We start from the raw sequence: 17,206 nt of genomic DNA on the forward strand, positions 1-17,206 counted from the left end.
CTTCCCGGGAGCGGCCATCCGCGTCGTTCGCTCAGCTCGTCCGGCGGACCCGGAGGTTCTCCAGCCGGTCGAAGCCGTCCATCACCCGCCCGCCCAGCGCGCGCAGCCGGCGCAGGGTGGACGGCGGCAGCAGCACCGCCCTGATCCGCCGCCCCCGGGAGACCTTGGCGGCCAGCGCCCGGCGCACCCGGTGCAGGTCCTCGCCCAGCGGGCGCTGCTCGCCGGGATCCCTGGCGAACATCATCCGCTCGGCGGCCCCGGAGATCCGCTCGATCGCCGCCGTGGACAGCGCGTCGAACCCGTATTCGCGGACCAGCCTGCGGGTCAGCGCCCTGGGCGTCTCGCTCGGCTCGCGGCTCAGCCCGTAGTCGAGCAGGGCGTCGTCGAACTCCGCCCACGCCGCCGCCACCGGGGAGACCTGCCGCCGCCCGGTCCTGACCTCGGCCGGGGCGCCGCCCGGACCCCCACCGCCGTCACCGGACGCGGCCTCGGTGGCCGGCCTGGCCACCACCCGCAGCCTGCGCCTGCGCAGGACCACCCGCAGGGCGGCCGGGATCAGCACGATCAGCGCCAGCACCAGCGCGCCCAGGCCGAGCCTGACGGCGAGCGGGGTGCTCTGCTCCTCGGCGGGCAGCGGGCCGATGGTGCCCTCCCGGTCGATCAGCGCCGGGTTACGAGGCGTGTTCGGCCCGCCGCTGGGGGTGCCTGCCGGGTCGGTCTCGCTGCCGGTCGGCCCGGGGGAGGAGGTCGTCGGGCCGGGTTCGTCGGCCGGCGGGCGGGTGTAGTCGGGCACCCGTGCCGTGCCTTGCCCGCCGCTGCCCGAGGGCGTGGGCTCGAAGGCGAGCCAGCCCACCCCTTCGAAGTACAGCTCCGGCCATGCGTGCATGTCGTGGGTGCCCACCTGCCATCTCCCGCCGCCCAGCGAGGTGCCGCCGGTGTAGCCGGTCGCCACGCGGGCGGGGATGCCGAGGGTGCGGGCCATCACCGCCATCGCGGCGGCGAACTGCTCGCAGTAGCCGACCCTGCTGACCGTGATGAAGTCGAGCAGCGCGGAGTTGCTGTGCCCGCTCTGGGTGGAGAGGTTGTAGGTGAAGTCGCCGTCGCCGGTGAACCACTCCTGGAGCCGCACCGCCTTCTCGTAGTCGCTGCGCTTGCCGTCGGTGACCATCTCGGCCTGCCTGCGCACCTCCGGCGGCAGCGACTCGGGCAGCCGCAGGTAGCGGTCGGCGACCTCGGGGTCCGGCGCGGGCGCGGCCTTCAGCGTCTCCGGGCTGGGCCGGGGCTGCCTGCTCACCACCCGGTAGGAGAGGCCGCTGGCGTAGTCGCGCGTGGAGAAGACCATGAGGGTCGACTTGTCGGCGCGCCAGTCGCCCTCGGCGGTCACCCGCACCGCCGGGTACGGCAGCGGCAGGAACTGCAGTTCGTCGTCGATCTCCTCGCTGATCCGGATGTCGGTCCACGACTCCGTCACCGGCACGGTCGGCCCCTGCCCTGGCGGCTCGGGGAGCGTGCCCCGGTCCACCCTGTTGTCCGGGCTTCCCGACGGGTTCGACATGGTCCACACGTCGCCGTCGAACGTGTCCAGCGACCACATCCGCAGGTAGCGCGGGACGTCGTCGTTGTTGACGTAGGTCAGCACGGTGGCGTTCTCCGGCAGCGTGAGCTGCCCCTTCAGTCCCACGATGGGGTTGGGGATGCTGATCGTGTTGCCCTCGCCCTTGCCGTCGCCCGAGCCGATCCCGAAGGTGAACAGCGGATTCGGGTCGAGGGTGGGCAGCAGCGCGGGCACCAGGACGGCCAGCGCGATCGCGGTCACCCCGATCCGCTTGCCGGACAGCCGCAGCGGCCCGCCGGGCCCCGCAGGGCGTACCGCGCCCCGGGTCCTGCGGACCAGCACGGCCCGGCCCCAGTGCCCGATCCGCTCACGCCCGTCGGCCAGCAGCAGCCCGGTGAAGCCGAGGGCGGCCAGGATGAACGCGGGCCAGGGCAACTGATCGGTGATGATCTCGGCGGGCACCACGAACAGCGCCAGCAGGGGCAGCCCGGCCAGCGCGGCGCGCCGCAGCCGTACGGCGAGCAGGTCCACCAGGATCGTGATCAGCCCGATGCCCACGGTGGTGAACAGCACGATCGACTCGTTGGCGGGCACCGGGGGCGCGAAACGCTGGATGTCGGAGTAACCGGTGGAGATCAGTTTCGCCAGCGCGGCCACGGAGTCGATGGTGGGGAAGACCCGCGCCCACGCCTCGTCTCCGGTGAAGGTCGTGGTGAGGTAGATCCACAGCCCGGCGACCTGGGCCGCGGTGGCGAGCCACACGGGAAGGGCGAGCGAGGAGGCGCCCACGCCCACGGCCACGATGACGATCACCGCGCCGATGGTGCTCAGCAGCCACTGGCCGCCGTCGAAGAGCTGGTAGAGCGTGGTGGCCACGGCCAGGGTGGACAGCCCGGCGGCGATCGGCAGTCTCATGACACGCCTCCCACGTGCGCCCGGCCCGCGCGGGCGGCGGCCTCCGGCCAGACCGAGGCGATGGACGTTCCGGCGGGCAGGCGCGCGACCCGCCAGCCGTACCCGGCGAGCACGGCCCTGGTCTGCTGGTACTGCTCGCTCTCCGGTGCGCCGGGGTCCTCCCACACGGCGGTGTCGAGCAGCACGGCGACGCCGGTGACGCTGCCGTGCCGCAGCCGGGCGAGCGGGGTGACCTCCTCCGGCCGCAGGCCGCCGAGCACCGCGACGATCAGGCCGTCGCCGCCGCCCTGGCGCAGCGCGTTGATCCCGAAGTCCAGAGTGCGGGTCTGGCTCTGGCGCACCACGGCCAGGGTGTCGAGCAGCGCGTGGCTCAACCCCGTGTCGGTGAGGTGCTCGGCCCCCTGGTCGGTGACCAGCCGCAGGCCCAGCCCTTCGTGGGCAAGGTGGACCCCGATGGAGGCGGCGGCCGAGACGGCGATCTCGAACGAGGACCGGGGGCCTTCGCCCCGGTGGGCGATCCTGCGGGTGTCGAGCAGCAGCGCGCCCCGGCTCTGCCACTGCTGTTCCTCACGGCGCACCATCAGCTCGCCGTACCTGGCGGTGGAGCGCCAGTGCACCCTGCGCAGGTCGTCGCCCTGGCGGTACTCGCGCGGCGCGACGTCGTCGTCGCCGGCCGCGGCCACGCTCCTGGTACGGCTGTCGCCGCCGCCCGTCCACTCGCCGGACAGCCGGACGTGGGGGAGCGGCACCACCTGCGGCATGACCACCAGCGTGTCGCTGATGGTGAACCCCCTGGCCAGTTCGACCAGCCCGAAGGGGTCGGTGATCCGTACCGACAGCGGCCCGATCGGGAACCTGCCCCGCAGGTCTGAGCGCACCCGGTAGTCGATCTCGCGAACCCCGTGCGGCTCGACCCGGTCGAGCACGAACCTGGGCCGCGCGCCCAGCGCGTAGGGCACGGTGTCCTCGATCAGCAGCAGCCCGGTCGGCAGCCGCGTCACGTTCTCCAGCCGCAGCGTGACCGTGGCCTCCGCGCCGACCTCGGCCCGGTTCGGGTCCAGACGGCGCGCGCAGCTCAGCCGGTAACGCGTGCGGGCGACGACCAGCGCGGCGAGCAGCGGCAGCGTGACGATCAGGATGCCGATGCGCAGCAGATCGTGCTCGCCGAGCAGGACGGCGCACAGCAGCGCCGCGATCCCCGAGGCGAGGAACGACCTGCCCCGCGAGGTCAGCGCGGCGAGTCCGGCCCTCACCGACCCGTTCCCGCCCCGCCCGGCGGCCGGCCCGGGGCGTCGGGCACGGGCACGCGGCGCACCAGGTCGGCGACGACCTGCTCGGGATGCCGCCGCTGGCCCTGCGCCTCGACGCTCGGCAGCAGCCGGTGCGCCAGCACGGGGATCGCGAGGTCCTGCAGGTCGTCGGGGATGACGTAGTCGCGGCCGGCCAGGGCGGCGTGCGCGCGAGCGGCCCGGACGAGCTGCAGGGTGGAGCGGGGCGAGGCCCCGAGGCGCAGTTCGGGCGTGTGCCGGGTGGCGGTGGCCAGGTCGATCGCGTAGCGCTTGATCGGCGGCGAGACGAAGACCGCCCGCACGGCCTCGATCAGCGCCTGGACCTCGGCGGTGGTGGCCACCGGCTCCAGCTTGTCAAGCGGGGAGGCCGCGCCGTGCACGTCGAGCATCTCCAGCTCGGCGGCGGGCTCGGGGTACCCCATCGCGATCCGCGCGGTGAAGCGGTCGCGCTGAGCCTCGGGCAGGGGATAGGTGCCCTCCATCTCGATCGGGTTCTGCGTGGCGATCACCATGAAGGGGCTGTCCAGTTGGTAGGTGGTGCCGTCCACCGTGACCTGGTGCTCCTCCATGCACTCCAGCAGCGCCGACTGCGTCTTGGGGGAAGCGCGGTTGATCTCGTCGCCCACCACGATGTTGGCGAAGACCGGGCCGGGCTTGAACTCGAACTCCCGGGTCTGCTGGTTGTAGGCGCTCACTCCGGTGATGTCGCTGGGCAGCAGGTCCGGGGTGAACTGGACCCGGCGGACCGGGCAGTCGATGGACCGCGCCAAGGCCTTGGCCAGCATGGTCTTGCCGACGCCCGGCACATCCTCGATGAGGAGGTGGCCCTCGGCCAGCAGCACGGTCAATGTGAGCCGTACGACATCACCCTTGCCCTCGATCACCGATTCGATCGACTGGCGGATCCGGTGCGCCGTGTTCACCAGATCCCCGAGTTGATGTCCGACGTCATGGCTGACTGCCACCGGGCCTCCATGAGGGTGGTACGGCATGCCCCCGCGCGGGCGCTTTTGCGAGGGCCTTGCGTTTCTTTTCCATTGTGTGTACAGACACTACGTTGCCAGGGGTTCCCCGGCGACTTTTACCGGTTTCAACGGCTATTGCGGCTTTGTCGACGGCTTCCCCACCTCTCTCCACCACCGCCCTCCACCGCGGCCCGCATTCGCCGTGTGAAGGGTTATTCCGGCGCGCGACACGCCACGCCGACACGCGGGGGCGCCGCACCCCCGCTCCACTCCGCTCCACCGCTTTGAACTGCGAAAACGTCAGAGAAATGGCGAGGACACACGGCGACGATTAGTTGACGGTGGGGAGAAGTGGAGTATGGTGGTGCGCAGTGGAGGGCCGGTGATCTAGTACCGAGCGCTCTGCTGGGCGCGGGAGGTGAGGCCGGTGTTCCTCGGCACACACCAACCACGCCTGGACGACAAGGGACGGCTGTTCCTGCCGGCGAAGTACCGTGAGGAGCTGGCGGAGGGTCTGGTGATCACCAAAGGCCAGGAGCGCTGCCTCTACGTTTTTCCCGTAGAGGAGTTCCAGCGCATCACCGAGGCTCTGCGCGCCGCGCCGGTGACCGCCAAGGCGGTCCGCGACTACAGCCGTGTTCTCTTCGCGAGCGCGTCCGACGAGGCCCCTGACAAACAGGGTCGGATCACGATTCCGCAGCCCCTTCGCCAGTATGCCGGGCTGACCCGCGATTGCGTGGTCATCGGGGCCAACACGCGGCTGGAGATCTGGGACGCGCGTGCCTGGGAGACCTACCTGTCCGATCAAGAGCAGGCATTCGCCGATCTGTCGGAGGAGGTGCTGCCAGGGATTCTGTAGAGACAACGGTCGAGACGTCGGTGAGACAAGTCGTTCGGCGAGGTCTCCACCCGCACCCACCGGCCCGCCAGCTGATGCACCTTCCCCGGTGTCAGGTGGTGGGCATCTTCAACCGGTTGCGGATGGGGACCTGGCCGGGCGGCCGGGTGGGGGCCCGTGAAGATCGGGATACACCGGCGGCTCGGCGGAAGCCGCGAACATCCGCGAGCACGAGCGGCGAGAGGGGGGTTTACGATCATGCGCTCGACCGATGAGAACGGTCAGCACGCCATCGACGGCCACGTGGGCCGGAGCGGTCATGTGCCGGTGATGCTGTCACGTGTGCTCGACCTCCTGGCGCCCGCACTGGAGCGGCCGGCCCCTGTGGTGGTCGACGCCAATCTGGGGCTGGGCGGCCACGCCGAGGCGCTGCTCGCGGCCCACCCTTCCCTCAGGCTGATCGGGATCGACCGCGACCCGGTGGCCATAGAGCGTTCCACCGAGCGCCTGGCGCCTTACGCCGAGCGTGCCACCCTGGTCCGCGCGGTCTCCAGCGAGCTGTCCTCGGTGCTCGCCGAGGCCGGCTGCCCGCGCGTCGACGCCGCGCTGTTCGACCTGGGCGTCTCCTCCCCGCAGCTCGACGAGTCCGAGCGGGGGTTCGCCTACTCCTACGACGCGCCGCTCGACATGCGGATGGACCGCGACCAGCCGCTGACGGCGGAGCGGGTGGTCAACACCTATTCGCCCGGCGACCTGGCCAGGGTGCTGCGCGACTACGGCGAGGAGCGGTTCGCCGCGCGCATCGCCCGCCTGATCGCCGAGGAACGCTCCCGCGAGCCCATCGTCTCGACGAAACGGCTCGCCGACATCGTGCGGACGGCGATCCCCGCCGCGACCCGCCGTACCGGCGGCAACCCGGCGAAGAGGACTTTCCAAGCGTTGCGCATCGAGGTGAACGGGGAGCTGTCCGCCCTTGAGACGGCACTTCCCGCCGCACTCGACGCGTTGACCCTTGGTGGGCGGGTAGTCGTGCTCGCCTACCACTCCCTTGAGGACCGGCTCGCCAAGCAGGTCCTCGCGGCGCGAACCAAGGAGACGGGCCCGCCCGGCATGCCGGTGCCGCTGCCCGAGCACCAGCCGAGGTTCCGCCTGGTGACGAGGGGAGCCGAGCTCCCCGACGAGGAGGAGGTCACGCGCAACCCGCGCGCGGCCTCGGCCCGCCTGCGGGCCGCAGAGAGGATCCGTGAGCCAGTTGACGAAGACCGAGCGTGAGCTCCAGCGTGGAGTCCGCTCCCGCATGCCCCGTCAGCCCCGCGCCACCGCGACGAGGGTGGCCCCGGCGCGCCCGCGGCAGGAGCCCGTGCGTCCGAAGAGTCCCCGGCCGCGCCAGGAGGAGACCGTGTCTCCCAAGCCGGCCGGTCAGCCGAGCGCCCAGGTGTCCCGCATGGCCCGGCGCCGTACCGGCGGGCGCGCGCCGCGGGCGCCGTTCGTGCTGCTCCTGGTCGGCCTGCTGTGCGGCGGCCTGGTCAGCCTGCTGCTGCTGACCACCGTGCTGGCCCAGGACTCCGTCGAGGCCGACAAGCTGCGCAGCGACAACAAGCGGATCAAACTGGAGACCGAGCGCCAGCGGCTGGAGAACGTCAAGCAGGACACCGCGGCGGCGCTGGCGGAGCGCGCCGCGCGGCACGGCTCGCGCCCCGACCCCTCCTTCAACCCGTTGACATCCGATGAAGACCTTCCGGCCAAGGAAGCGGAGGACCCGAGCAGGTGATGAACGGCGGTGGCCGGGGTTCGGGGCCCGGTCGCGGCGGATCCGGCGCCGGCGCCCCTGGGGGGCCCGGCGCCGGGCGTCGTGTGCCCAAGGGCCCGCGCAGGCCGGGCAGAGACGGCCCGGCGCAGGGGGCACAAGGGGAGGGCCGCGCGCCGTACGACGGGCCGCCGCCGAAGACCGGGCGGGGTGACCCCGGCGCCCGCAACGTCCGTCCCGCCAGACCCGGCGGCGACGGCCCGCCTCATCCCACCGAGGAGCACACCAAGCCGCTGCGTTCCGGCGGCGAGGGCCGTACTCCCCGGCCGGGAGTCCCGAGGCCGCCCAGACCGCCGGGCCCTCCGAGACCGCCGCGCCCGCCCAAGCCGCCGACCGTGCTGCGACTGGGCAATCCACGCCGTCGCATCAGCATCGGCCTGCTCGCGATGACCTTCGTGCTGTCGATCCTGTCGGGCCGGCTGGTCCAGCTCCAAGGCCTCGACTCCAAGGTCTACGAGGCGCGGGCCGCCGAGCAGCGGGTGCAGCCGGAGATCCTGCCCGCCAGGCGCGGGCCCATCACCGACGCGGGCGGCCACGAGCTGGCCATCACCGTCGAGGCGCGGGAGATCTCCGTCGATCCCGCGCGCGTCAGCGAGACCGCGCGCGGGGCCGTCGCGGCCATGCTGGCCAAGGAGCTCGCCAGGCCGCAGACCGAGATCGCCGCAAAGCTCGCCAAGACCGACACCCGCTACCAGCTCATCGCCAGGGGCGTCGATCCGGTCGTCGCCCAGCGGGTGATCGACCACGACTACCGGGGCGTCGCCAGCAAGTCCCATTACCGCCGGGTCTATCCGGGCGACGATCTCGCGGGCAGCCTGATCGGGTTCGTCGGCTTCGACGGCGGCGGCCTGGCCGGGCTGGAGCGCGTCTACGACAAGGTCCTCGCCGGCCGCGACGGCGAGCAGAGCATCGAGATGGGCCGTGACGGTCAGCGCATCCCGATGACCAGGGAGAGCAGCAAGGCCCCCGTGCCCGGCCGCGAGGTCCGCCTGACCATCGACCGCGACATCCAGTGGGCGGCGCAGCGGGCGATCGCCCGCCAGGTCACGGCCACCGGGGCGCGCAGCGGCAGCGTGATCATCATGGACGTGCGCAACGGCCACGTCCTGGGCATGGCCAACGCCCCCGAACTCGACCTGAACAACTGGGAGAAGACCCCGCAGAAGGACTGGATCAACCGGGCGGTCGCCGAGGTCTACGAACCGGGCAGCACGAACAAGGTCATCACCGCCGCCGCCGCGCTGGAGGCGGGCGCGGTGCGCCCGGAGACGGTGTTCAACGTCCGCGACAACATCCGCTGCGCCGACCGCGTGCTGCGCGACTCCCACGCCCACAAGCCGGAACGCCTGACCTTCTCCGGCATCGTGGCGACCTCCAGCAACGTCGGCACGATCATGGCCGCGCAGAAGATCGGCAACGAGGCCCTGCACCAGAAGCTCCGGGCGTTCGGGTTCGGCGTCAGGCCGGGCAGCGGGCTGCCCGGCGAGGAGGCCGGGCTGCTGCCGGCCTGGCAGAGCTGGTCGGGCAGCCAGGGCTGCACGGTCGCCTACGGCCAGGGCGTGTCGGTCACCGCGCTGCAGATGGCCAGCGTCTACCAGACGATCGCCAACGGCGGGGTCCGGATCACACCGCAGATCGTGGCGGGCGTGGCCGGCGAGGACGGCAAGATCGTGCCCTCCAAGCCCGGCAAGCGCACCCGCGTGGTCGGCACCCGGACCGCCGAGGAGATCGCCGGAATGCTGGAGGCCGCCGTCGGGGAGGACGGCACCGGCACCCTGGCCGCCATCCCGGGCTACCGGGTGGCGGGCAAGACCGGCACGGCCATGCGTTATGACGAGGAGTGCCAGGGCTACTGTGGTTACACGGCGACGTTCGTCGGGTTCACCCCGGCCGACGATCCGAGGATCGTCGCGCTCGCCGTGCTCCAGGACCCTCGCAACGGGCACTACGGCGGGCAGATCGCCGCGCCGGTGTTCAAGGACGTCATGACCTTCGCCTTAAAGAGCAGGAAGATTCCGCCTACCGGTACTACTCCGCCATCGGTGCGGATACGCGCCGATGGGTGACGAGTGACGGTACGCTCTCGCCGTGCGTCCCCCGTCTATGCGTCCAACGACCAGCCCGCGCCCGCTCTCGGGGCTCGCGGCTCTGCTCGGCGTGCCCTGTGAAGGACCTCGCGCCGCGGTGACCGGTATCACCCACGACTCCCGCCAGGTGAGGCGCGGAGACCTCTACGCCGCGCTGCCGGGGGCCAACTTCCACGGGTCGAGCTTCGCCGCGCAGGCGCTGTCCGCCGGGGCCGCCGCCGTCCTCACCGACCCGCGCGGCCACGACGCCGCGGCGGCGACCGGCCTGCCGGTGCTCGTGGTGCCCGACCCGAGGGCCGTGCTCGGCCGGGTCGCCTCGTGGATCTACGGCGACCCGTCGTCGGCGGTCACCGTCATCGGCGTCACCGGCACCAGCGGAAAGTCCACCAGCACCTTCCTGCTGGAGGCCGGGCTGCGCGCCGCCGGGCACCGCACCGGCCTGATCGGCGGCGTCGAGATCCGCGTGGGCGAGCGCACCATGCCCGCCCGGCTCACCACGCCCGAGGCCAGCGAGGTGCACGGCCTGCTGGCGCTGATGCGCGAGGAGGGCGTGACGGCCGCCGCGATGGAGGTCTCCAGCCACGCCCTCGCCCTCGACCGGGTCGACGGCGTCTTCTACGACGTGGCCCTGTTCACCAACCTGTCGCAGGACCACCTCGACTTCCACCGCGACATGGACGACTACTTCGCCACCAAGGCCCGCCTGTTCACCCCGGAGCTGAGCCGCACCGGCGCGGTCAACGTGGACGACCCCCACGGCCGCGAGCTGCTGCACGTGGCGAAGATCCCGCTGACCACGTTCTCCGCCGAGGGCGCCGCGAACGCCGAGTGGCGGGCGACCGACGTCAGGTACGGAGGCGACGGCAGCACCTTCCGGATCGTGGGGCCGGGCGGCGTCGAGGCCGACGTCGCGGTGTCGCTGCCGGGGCCGTTCAACGTCGCCAACTCGCTCGGCGCCGTCGTGGCGCTGGTGGAGGCGGGCGTGCCGTTGCAGACCGCGGTCCACGGCGTGGGCTCCCTGCGGGGGGTCCCCGGCCGGATGGAGCGGGTCGAGACCGGCGGCGACTACCAGGTGATCGTGGACTACTCGCACAAACCCGGCGCCGTCGAGTCGGTGCTGCGGTCGTTGCGCACTGTTACGGCGGGCTCGCTCACCGTCGTGCTCGGCTGCGGCGGCGACCGCGACCGTGGCAAGCGCCCGCTGATGGGCCTCGCCGCCGCACGGCTGGCCGACGTGGCGATCCTGACGAGCGACAACCCCCGCTCCGAGGATCCGCTGGCCATCCTGGCCGCCATGCTCGAAGGGGCGCTCGACGTGCCGCCCCGCGACCGCGCACATGTGATCATGGAACCGGACCGCGCGGAGGCCATCGGCCTCGCCGTGCGACGCGCCGAGCCCGGCGACGTCGTCCTGATCGCCGGCAAGGGCCATGAGCAGGGCCAGTACATCGCCGGCGAGGTGGTCCCCTTCGACGACCGGCAGGTGGCCGCGCAGGCCGTCCGCCGCCGAGAACATATGGAGAGTAGGGAAGACGCATGATCCCGATGCCGCTGGCCCGGGTCGCGGAGATAACATCCGGCGCCCTCACGGGCACCGCCGATCCTCGTGCGGTGGTGCGCGGCCCCGTCGTGATCGACTCGCGCGCCGCCGCGCCGGGATCCCTGTTCGTGGCGATCAAGGGCGCCCGCGTGGACGGCCACGACTTCGCCGAGGGGGCCCACCAGGCCGGGGCCGTCGCCGTGCTCGCCGCGCGCCCCACCGAGGCGCCCACCGTGATCGTGGGAGACGTGGTGGCCGCGCTGGCCTCCCTGGCCACCGCGGTCTGCCGGGAGCTTCCGCAGGCCACGGTGATCGGGGTGACCGGCTCCTCGGGCAAGACCTCGACGAAAGACCTGCTGGCCGGGCTCACCGCGCTGATCGGCCCCACCGTCGCCCCGGTCGGATCGTTCAACAACGAGATCGGCCACCCGCTGACGGTGCTGCGGGCCGACGAGTCCACCCGCTTCATGGTGCTCGAACTGAGCGCCCGCAACGTGGGGCACATCGCCGACCTGGTCCGCATCGCTCCGCCCAAGATCGGGGTGGTGCTCAATGTGGGCACCGCCCACCTCGGGGTCTTCGGCGGCCGTGACGTCATCGCCAAGGCCAAGGGCGAGCTGGTCGAGTCGCTGCCCGCCAGGGGCGGCGTCGCGGTGCTCAACGCCGACGACCCCCTCGTGCGGGCCATGGCCGACCGCACGGCCGCCCGCGTGACCCTGTTCGGGCGCTCGCCGGAGGCCGCGGTCCGCGCCACCGACGTGGCCATGGACGACCGGGGGCGGGCGAGCTTCACGCTGAGCACGCCGTCCGGGTCGGCCAAGGTCACCCTGCGCCTGTACGGCGGGCACGCCGTGGAGAACGCCCTCGCCGCCGCCGCCGCGGTCTACGAGCTCGGCCTCCCGGTGGCCACCATCGCCAGGGAGCTGTCCGAGGCCGAGCCGCGCAGCCGCTGGCGAATGGAGGTCAAGGACCGCCCGGACGGCGTCACAGTGATGAACGACGCCTACAACGCCAACCCCGATTCCATGCGGGCGGCATTCGCGACCCTGGGCGACCTAGGGCGACACCGCCGCAGGTTCGCGGTGATCGCCCCGATGCTGGAGCTGGGCGAGGAGGGCCCGATGCTGAACGAGCAGGCGGGGCGGACGGCCGCCGCCGCCGGCCTGGCCGGCCTGATCGTGGTGGGCGGCGCCGACGCGCGGCCCATCGTGGTCGGCGCGGCGGGCGCCCCGGTGCTGCACGTGCCCGACCCGCAGGCGGCGGCCCAGGCGCTGGCGCCGATGCTCGCGCCGGGAGACGTGGTGCTGATCAAGGGGTCGCGGGCCACCGGACTGGAACGCACGGCCGAGATCCTGCTCGGGGGTGCCGACCAGTGAGGGACATCCTCGTCGCCGCCGCCGTCGGGCTGCTGCTCTCCATGATCGGCACCCCGCTGGCGATGCGCATCTTCGCCCGCCGCGGCTACGGCCAGAACATCCGCGAGGAGGGCCCTTCGGGGCACTACGACAAACGGGGCACGCCGACCATGGGCGGCACCGTCATCGTGATCGCCGCGCTGCTCGGCTACGCGGCCTCTCACGCGGCCACGCTGACCTCCCCGACGATCTCGGGCCTGCTGGTGCTGTTCCTGATGACCGGCCTGGCCGCGGTCGGCTTCCTGGACGACTTCATCAAGATCTACAAGCAGCGCAGCCTGGGCCTGCGCAGCGGCGCCAAGGCGTTCGGCCAGCTCGTGGTGGGCGCGATCTTCGCGGTGCTGGTGGTGCGGTTCCCCAACGCCTACGACATCACCCCCGCCGAGACCCGCCTGTCCTTCCTGCGCGACTTCGGCCCCTCGATCAGCCTGATCCCGTTCATCATCTGGGTGCTGATCATGATCGTCGGGTTCTCCAACGCGGTGAACCTCACCGACGGCCTCGACGGCCTGGCCTCCGGCGCGACCGGCGTGGTGCTCGGCTCCTACGTGCTGATCGGCAACTGGCAGCTCCGCAACAGTTGCGTCAACCAGCTCGGGCCGAACTGCTACTGGGTGCGAGATCCCCTCGACCTGGCGGTGGTCGCCGCCGCCGTGCTCGGCGCGCTGATCGGCTTCCTGTGGTGGAACGCCCCGCCCGCCAAGATCTTCATGGGCGACACCGGGTCGCTGGCCCTGGGCGGCGTGATAGCCGGGCTGGCCGTCACCACCCGCACCCAGCTCCTGCTGGTCATCCTGGCCGGGATGTGCGTCATCATCACCCTCTCGGTGATCATCCAGGTCGGGTTCTTCAAGATGACCAGAAGACGAGTGTTCCGGATGGCGCCGCTGCAGCACCACTTCGAGCTGGCGGGCTGGGCGGAGACCACCATCGTGGTCCGGTTCTGGCTGATCGCCGGGCTGTGCGCGGCGGCCGGGCTCGGCCTGTTCTACGTGGAATGGATGCCCAAGGCATGATCACGGTGGCCGGACTCGGCGTCTCCGGGCGGGCGGCGGCGCGGGCGCTGGCCGCCCGCGGCGAGCGCGTCGTCGTCCTGGAGGCCAAGGACGACCATCGGCTGCGCGCCGTCGCGGCGGAGCTGGCCGGGCTGGGGGTGGAGGTCCGATTCGGCGAGGCGGCCCGCCCGCCCGACGGCACGACCATGCTGGTCACCTCGCCCGGCTGGCGGCCCGGCCACCCGCTGCTCGTGGCGGCGGCCGAGGCGGGCGTGGAGGTGATCGGCGAGGTCGAGCTGGCCTGGCGGCTGCGGCGGCCGGGAGCGGCGCCATGGCTGGCCCTGACCGGCACCGACGGCAAGACCACCGTGGTCCGGATGCTCACCGCGATGCTGATGGCCGCCGGGCACAAGGCGCTCGCGGTGGGCAACGTGGGCACCCCCATCGTGGAGGCGGTCTCCGGCACCAGCGACGTGCTGGCCGTCGAGCTGTCGAGCTTCCAGCTCCACTGGGCCCGCAGCCTGGCCCCGCACACCGCCGCCGTGCTCAACGTCGCGCCCGACCACCTCGACTGGCACGGCTCGATGGAGGAGTACACGCGGGTCAAGGGCACCCTGTTCGAACGCGCGGGCACGGTGGTCTACAACGCCGACGACGAGGCGGTCACGCGCCTGGCCGAGCCGTACTCCGGGGCCGTGGGATTCACCCTGCGGGTGCCCCGGCCGGGACAGCTCGGCGTCGTCGAGGACCTGCTGGTCGACCGCGCGTTCGTGGCGAACCCCGCCGACAACGCCGAGGAGCTGGCGGTGCTGTCCGACGTGCGGCCCTTCGCGCCGCACAACGTGGCCAACGCGCTGGCCGCCGCCGCGCTGGCCCGCTCGTACGGCGTGCCGCCGGGCGCGGTGCGCCAGGGCCTGGCCGACTTCGTGCCCGACCCGCACCGCATGGAGACCGTCGCCGACGTCGGCGGCGTGACCTACGTCAACGACTCCAAGGCCACCAACGCCCACGCCGCCGCCGCCTCGCTGGCCGCCTACCCCTCGATCGTGTGGGTCGCCGGAGGGCTGCTCAAGGGCGCCGACGTGGACGACCTGGTGCGCTGCGCGGCCCCCCGGCTGCGCGCGGCCGTGCTGCTGGGCGCCGACCGTGACCGAATCCACGCCGCGCTCACGCGACACGCGGTGAATGTCCCCGTGGTCGAGGTGCCGGGGCAAGACACTGGGGTCATGGACCGCGTCGTCACCGAGGCCGCGGGGCTGGCGACCCCCGGAGACACCGTGCTGCTCGCCCCCGCCGGGGCTTCGATGGACATCTTCGACAACTATCTGGCGCGGGGGGAGGCGTTCGCGCGGGCGGTGCGCAGGCTGGCCGTCCGGTCCGGCGGGGCTGAGGAATGACCGCCGGCGCCGGGGCGGGAGACCGGCGGGGCGGGTGGGCCCGCGAGCGCGTCACGGCCCTGCTGGAGCTGCTCGACCGCCCGCTGACCTCCTACTACCTGGTGCTCGGGTGCAGCGCGCTGTTGCTGGCCCTCGGGCTGATGATGGTGCTGTCGGCCTCCAGCATCGAGGCGCTGCAGGAGACCGGGAGCCCGTTCAGCTGGTTCCTTCGGCAGTCGTTCTCCGCGACGCTCGGCGTTCCGCTGATGTGGGTGTGCTCGCGGCTGCCGCTGCGGTTCTTCAGATTCGCCGGGTATCCGCTGATGGCGCTGTCCATCATCGGGCTGATCCTGGTGATCTTCGTCGGCGAGTCGCAGCTCGGCGCCCAGCGCTGGATCGACCTCGGCCCGATCTACCTCCAGCCCTCCGAGCCCGCCAAGCTGGGCATCGCCCTGTGGGGGGCCGACCTGCTGGCCCGTAAGGCCAGGGCCGGGCGGATCGAGTGGCGGCAGCTCCTGATCCCGCTGATGCCGGGCACGGCCATCCTGGCCGTGATGGTGATGCTCGGCCGAGACCTGGGCACCACGCTGGTGCTGTTGCTGATCTTCCTGTCGCTGCTGTGGGTGGTCGGCGCGCCGATCCGCCTGTTCGCGGCGATCCTGTCGGTTGCGGTGCTGGCCGCTGTGATCATGATCACTGTCGAGCCGTACCGGATGGCCCGCGTCACCTCCTACCTGCAGCCGTGGGACGACGCCCAGGGCGCGGGATATCAGGCGGTCCAGGGACAGATCGCGATGGGGTCGGGAGGGTGGTTCGGCCTCGGGCTCGGCAGCAGCCGTCAGAAGTGGAGCTGGCTGCCTCATTCCGAAAGTGACTTCATCTTCGCGATTCTCGGTGAGGAACTCGGGCTCGCGGGCACACTTGCCGTCGTGACTCTTTTCGGCCTGCTCGGATACGCCGGGTTGCGGGTTGCCTCGCGGGTCAACGACCCGTTCATCAGGCTCGCCGCCGCCGCGACGACCGCCTGGGTGGTCGGTCAGGCGATCGTGAACATCGGCGCGGTGATCGGCGTTCTGCCGATCACCGGCATCCCGCTGCCGCTGGTGTCTTATGGTGGTTCGGCACTGTTGCCGACACTCGCCGCGCTTGGCATGTTGTTGTCATTCGCCAGACGCGAGCCCGGAGCCCGCGAAGCTCTGGCCGCACGCGGCCCCGGACCGGCGGCAAGGGGCCTAAGCTGGCTTGGCCTGGGCGGTCCCGGGGCGATTCGTCGCCGTGTGGGCCGTGCAGGACGGGTCAATCGATAGGTGAAGTGAAAGGACCGACATGAGGGTGGTCCTCGCGGGCGGCGGGACGGCCGGGCACATCGAGCCGGCACTCGCCCTTGCCGACGCTCTGCGCCAGCTCGCCCCGGACACCGGTATCACCTGCCTGGGCACCGAGCGCGGCCTGGAAACCCGCCTGGTCCCGCAGCGAGGCTACGAGTTGCAGCTCATCCCCGCGGTACCCCTGCCACGGGCGATCACGCCGCAGCTCCTCACCGTGCCGGGACGCCTGGCCGGGGCGATCAACTCCGCGGCCGGGGTGCTCGACCGGGCGCAGGCCGACGTGGTGGTGGGGTTCGGCGGCTATGTGGCGACTCCCGGCTACCTGGCCGCGCGCCGAAGAGGCGTGCCGATCGTCGTCCATGAGGCGAATCCCCGGCCCGGCCTGGCCAACCGGCTGGGCGCGCGGCTGACCGAGCACGTGTTCACCGGTCATCCCGAGACGTCCCTGCCGCACGCGCAGTACCTCGGCATCCCGCTGCGCCGCGACATCTCCAACCTCGACCGCCTGTCCACCGGCGACAAGGCGCGGGCCTGGTTCGGCCTGGAGGCCGACCTGCCCACGCTGCTGGTCTTCGGCGGATCCCAGGGCGCCCGCTCGCTGAACCGGGCGGCGCTCGCCTCCGGCGCCGAGCTGCGCCGCGCGGGCATCCAGGTGCTGCACGTGCTCGGGCCGAAGAACACCGTCGAGGAGGAGCCCCCGCCCGGCGACCCACAGTACGTCGTGCTGCCCTACATCGACCGGATGGACCTCGCCTACGCCGCGGCCGACTTCGCGCTGTGCCGCAGCGGCGCGCTGACGTGCGCCGAGCTGACCGCGGTCGGCCTGCCGGCCGCCTACGTCCCGCTGCCGCACGGCAACGGCGAGCAGCGGATCAACGCCACCCCGATCGCCCAGGGCGGCGGCGGCCTGATGGTCGACGACGCCGAGCTCACCCCGGAATGGATCGTGCGAAACCTGCTGCCGATCCTGCTCGACCCCGAGCGGGTCGCCATGATGTCGGAGGCGGCCGCCAAACTGGGCCGCAGAGACGCCGACCTGGCGCTGGCCCAGCGGGTGCTGGAGATCGCCGCCGGCCGGGAGAGGCGGTGACCCCGA

Annotated in this window: 13 protein-coding genes; 10 read left to right on the forward strand and 3 right to left on the reverse strand. The window is 72.4% G+C overall.

Annotated features, from left to right (window positions below; all coding sequences use genetic code 11):
* Positions 1-31: 31 nt before the first annotated feature.
* From P3X83_RS30015 to P3X83_RS30025, 3 genes are read right to left on the reverse strand one after another with little or no spacing between them, the layout of a single operon-like run.
* Complete coding sequence (locus P3X83_RS30015) at positions 32-2,470, reverse strand: DUF3488 and transglutaminase-like domain-containing protein (RefSeq protein ID WP_277308630.1); 2,439 nt, start codon at positions 2,468-2,470, stop codon at positions 32-34.
* The gene (locus P3X83_RS30020; RefSeq protein ID WP_277308631.1) at positions 2,467-3,723 is read right to left on the reverse strand and encodes a DUF58 domain-containing protein; all 1,257 of its coding nucleotides are present in this window, start codon (positions 3,721-3,723) and stop codon (positions 2,467-2,469) included. Before P3X83_RS30020 ends, P3X83_RS30015 begins: the two co-directional genes overlap by 4 nt.
* Positions 3,720-4,724 carry a MoxR family ATPase gene (locus P3X83_RS30025; protein WP_277308632.1) on the reverse strand — a complete coding sequence of 335 codons (1,005 nt, stop codon included), beginning with the start codon at positions 4,722-4,724 and terminating at the stop codon, positions 3,720-3,722. Before P3X83_RS30025 ends, P3X83_RS30020 begins: the two co-directional genes overlap by 4 nt.
* Positions 4,725-5,151: 427 nt before the next feature.
* Here P3X83_RS30025 and mraZ point away from each other — a divergent pair, with 427 nt between their 5' ends.
* From mraZ to murG, 10 genes are all read left to right on the forward strand, one after another.
* Positions 5,152-5,583, forward strand: coding sequence for a division/cell wall cluster transcriptional repressor MraZ (gene mraZ / locus P3X83_RS30030; RefSeq protein ID WP_277308633.1), 432 nt, complete (start codon positions 5,152-5,154; stop codon positions 5,581-5,583).
* Between the two features lie 237 nt (positions 5,584-5,820).
* Positions 5,821-6,834, forward strand: a complete 1,014-nt coding sequence (gene rsmH / locus P3X83_RS30035; RefSeq protein WP_277308634.1) for a 16S rRNA (cytosine(1402)-N(4))-methyltransferase RsmH — start codon at positions 5,821-5,823, stop codon at positions 6,832-6,834.
* Positions 6,835-6,961: 127 nt separating this feature from the next.
* Complete coding sequence (locus P3X83_RS30040; protein ID WP_277308635.1) at positions 6,962-7,333, forward strand: hypothetical protein; 372 nt, start codon at positions 6,962-6,964, stop codon at positions 7,331-7,333.
* Between the two features lie 83 nt (positions 7,334-7,416).
* Positions 7,417-9,435, forward strand: a complete 2,019-nt coding sequence (locus P3X83_RS30045; RefSeq protein WP_277308636.1) for a penicillin-binding protein 2 — start codon at positions 7,417-7,419, stop codon at positions 9,433-9,435.
* A gap of 37 nt (positions 9,436-9,472) precedes the next feature.
* Positions 9,473-10,996 (forward strand): UDP-N-acetylmuramoyl-L-alanyl-D-glutamate--2,6-diaminopimelate ligase, encoded by a 1,524-nt coding sequence (locus P3X83_RS30050; RefSeq protein ID WP_277308669.1) that lies wholly within the window; start codon positions 9,473-9,475, stop codon positions 10,994-10,996.
* A complete protein-coding gene (gene murF / locus P3X83_RS30055) occupies positions 10,993-12,372 on the forward strand; it encodes a UDP-N-acetylmuramoyl-tripeptide--D-alanyl-D-alanine ligase (RefSeq protein ID WP_277308637.1) in 1,380 nt (459 codons plus the stop codon). The genes P3X83_RS30050 and murF overlap by 4 nt, the downstream gene beginning before the upstream one ends.
* The gene (gene mraY / locus P3X83_RS30060) at positions 12,369-13,427 is read left to right on the forward strand and encodes a phospho-N-acetylmuramoyl-pentapeptide-transferase (protein ID WP_277308638.1); all 1,059 of its coding nucleotides are present in this window, start codon (positions 12,369-12,371) and stop codon (positions 13,425-13,427) included. The genes murF and mraY overlap by 4 nt, the downstream gene beginning before the upstream one ends.
* Positions 13,424-14,803, forward strand: a complete 1,380-nt coding sequence (gene murD, locus P3X83_RS30065; RefSeq protein ID WP_277308639.1) for a UDP-N-acetylmuramoyl-L-alanine--D-glutamate ligase — start codon at positions 13,424-13,426, stop codon at positions 14,801-14,803. Before mraY ends, murD begins: the two co-directional genes overlap by 4 nt.
* Entirely contained in the window at positions 14,800-16,089 is a 1,290-nt protein-coding gene (ftsW, locus tag P3X83_RS30070; RefSeq protein WP_277308640.1) for a putative lipid II flippase FtsW, read from the forward strand. The genes murD and ftsW overlap by 4 nt, the downstream gene beginning before the upstream one ends.
* Before the next feature lie 19 nt (positions 16,090-16,108).
* A complete protein-coding gene (gene murG / locus P3X83_RS30075) occupies positions 16,109-17,200 on the forward strand; it encodes an undecaprenyldiphospho-muramoylpentapeptide beta-N-acetylglucosaminyltransferase (RefSeq protein WP_277308641.1) in 1,092 nt (363 codons plus the stop codon).
* Positions 17,201-17,206: the final 6 nt, after the last annotated feature.

The organism is Spongiactinospora sp. TRM90649 (genome assembly GCF_029382225.1).
GTDB lineage: Bacteria > Actinomycetota > Actinomycetes > Streptosporangiales > Streptosporangiaceae > Spongiactinospora.

Bases quoted from the DNA above. Each gene is read 5' to 3' on its own strand.
- P3X83_RS30050 (WP_277308669.1), top strand. From the start codon at position 9,473: ATGCGTCCAACGACCAGCCCGCGCCCGCTCTCGGGGCTCGCGGCTCTG.
- murG (WP_277308641.1), top strand. From the start codon at position 16,109: ATGAGGGTGGTCCTCGCGGGCGGCGGGACGGCCGGGCACATCGAGCCG.
- ftsW (WP_277308640.1), top strand. From the start codon at position 14,800: ATGACCGCCGGCGCCGGGGCGGGAGACCGGCGGGGCGGGTGGGCCCGC.
- murF (WP_277308637.1), top strand. From the start codon at position 10,993: ATGATCCCGATGCCGCTGGCCCGGGTCGCGGAGATAACATCCGGCGCC.
- rsmH (WP_277308634.1), top strand. From the start codon at position 5,821: ATGCGCTCGACCGATGAGAACGGTCAGCACGCCATCGACGGCCACGTG.
- P3X83_RS30015 (WP_277308630.1), bottom strand. From the start codon at position 2,470: ATGAGACTGCCGATCGCCGCCGGGCTGTCCACCCTGGCCGTGGCCACC.
- murD (WP_277308639.1), top strand. From the start codon at position 13,424: ATGATCACGGTGGCCGGACTCGGCGTCTCCGGGCGGGCGGCGGCGCGG.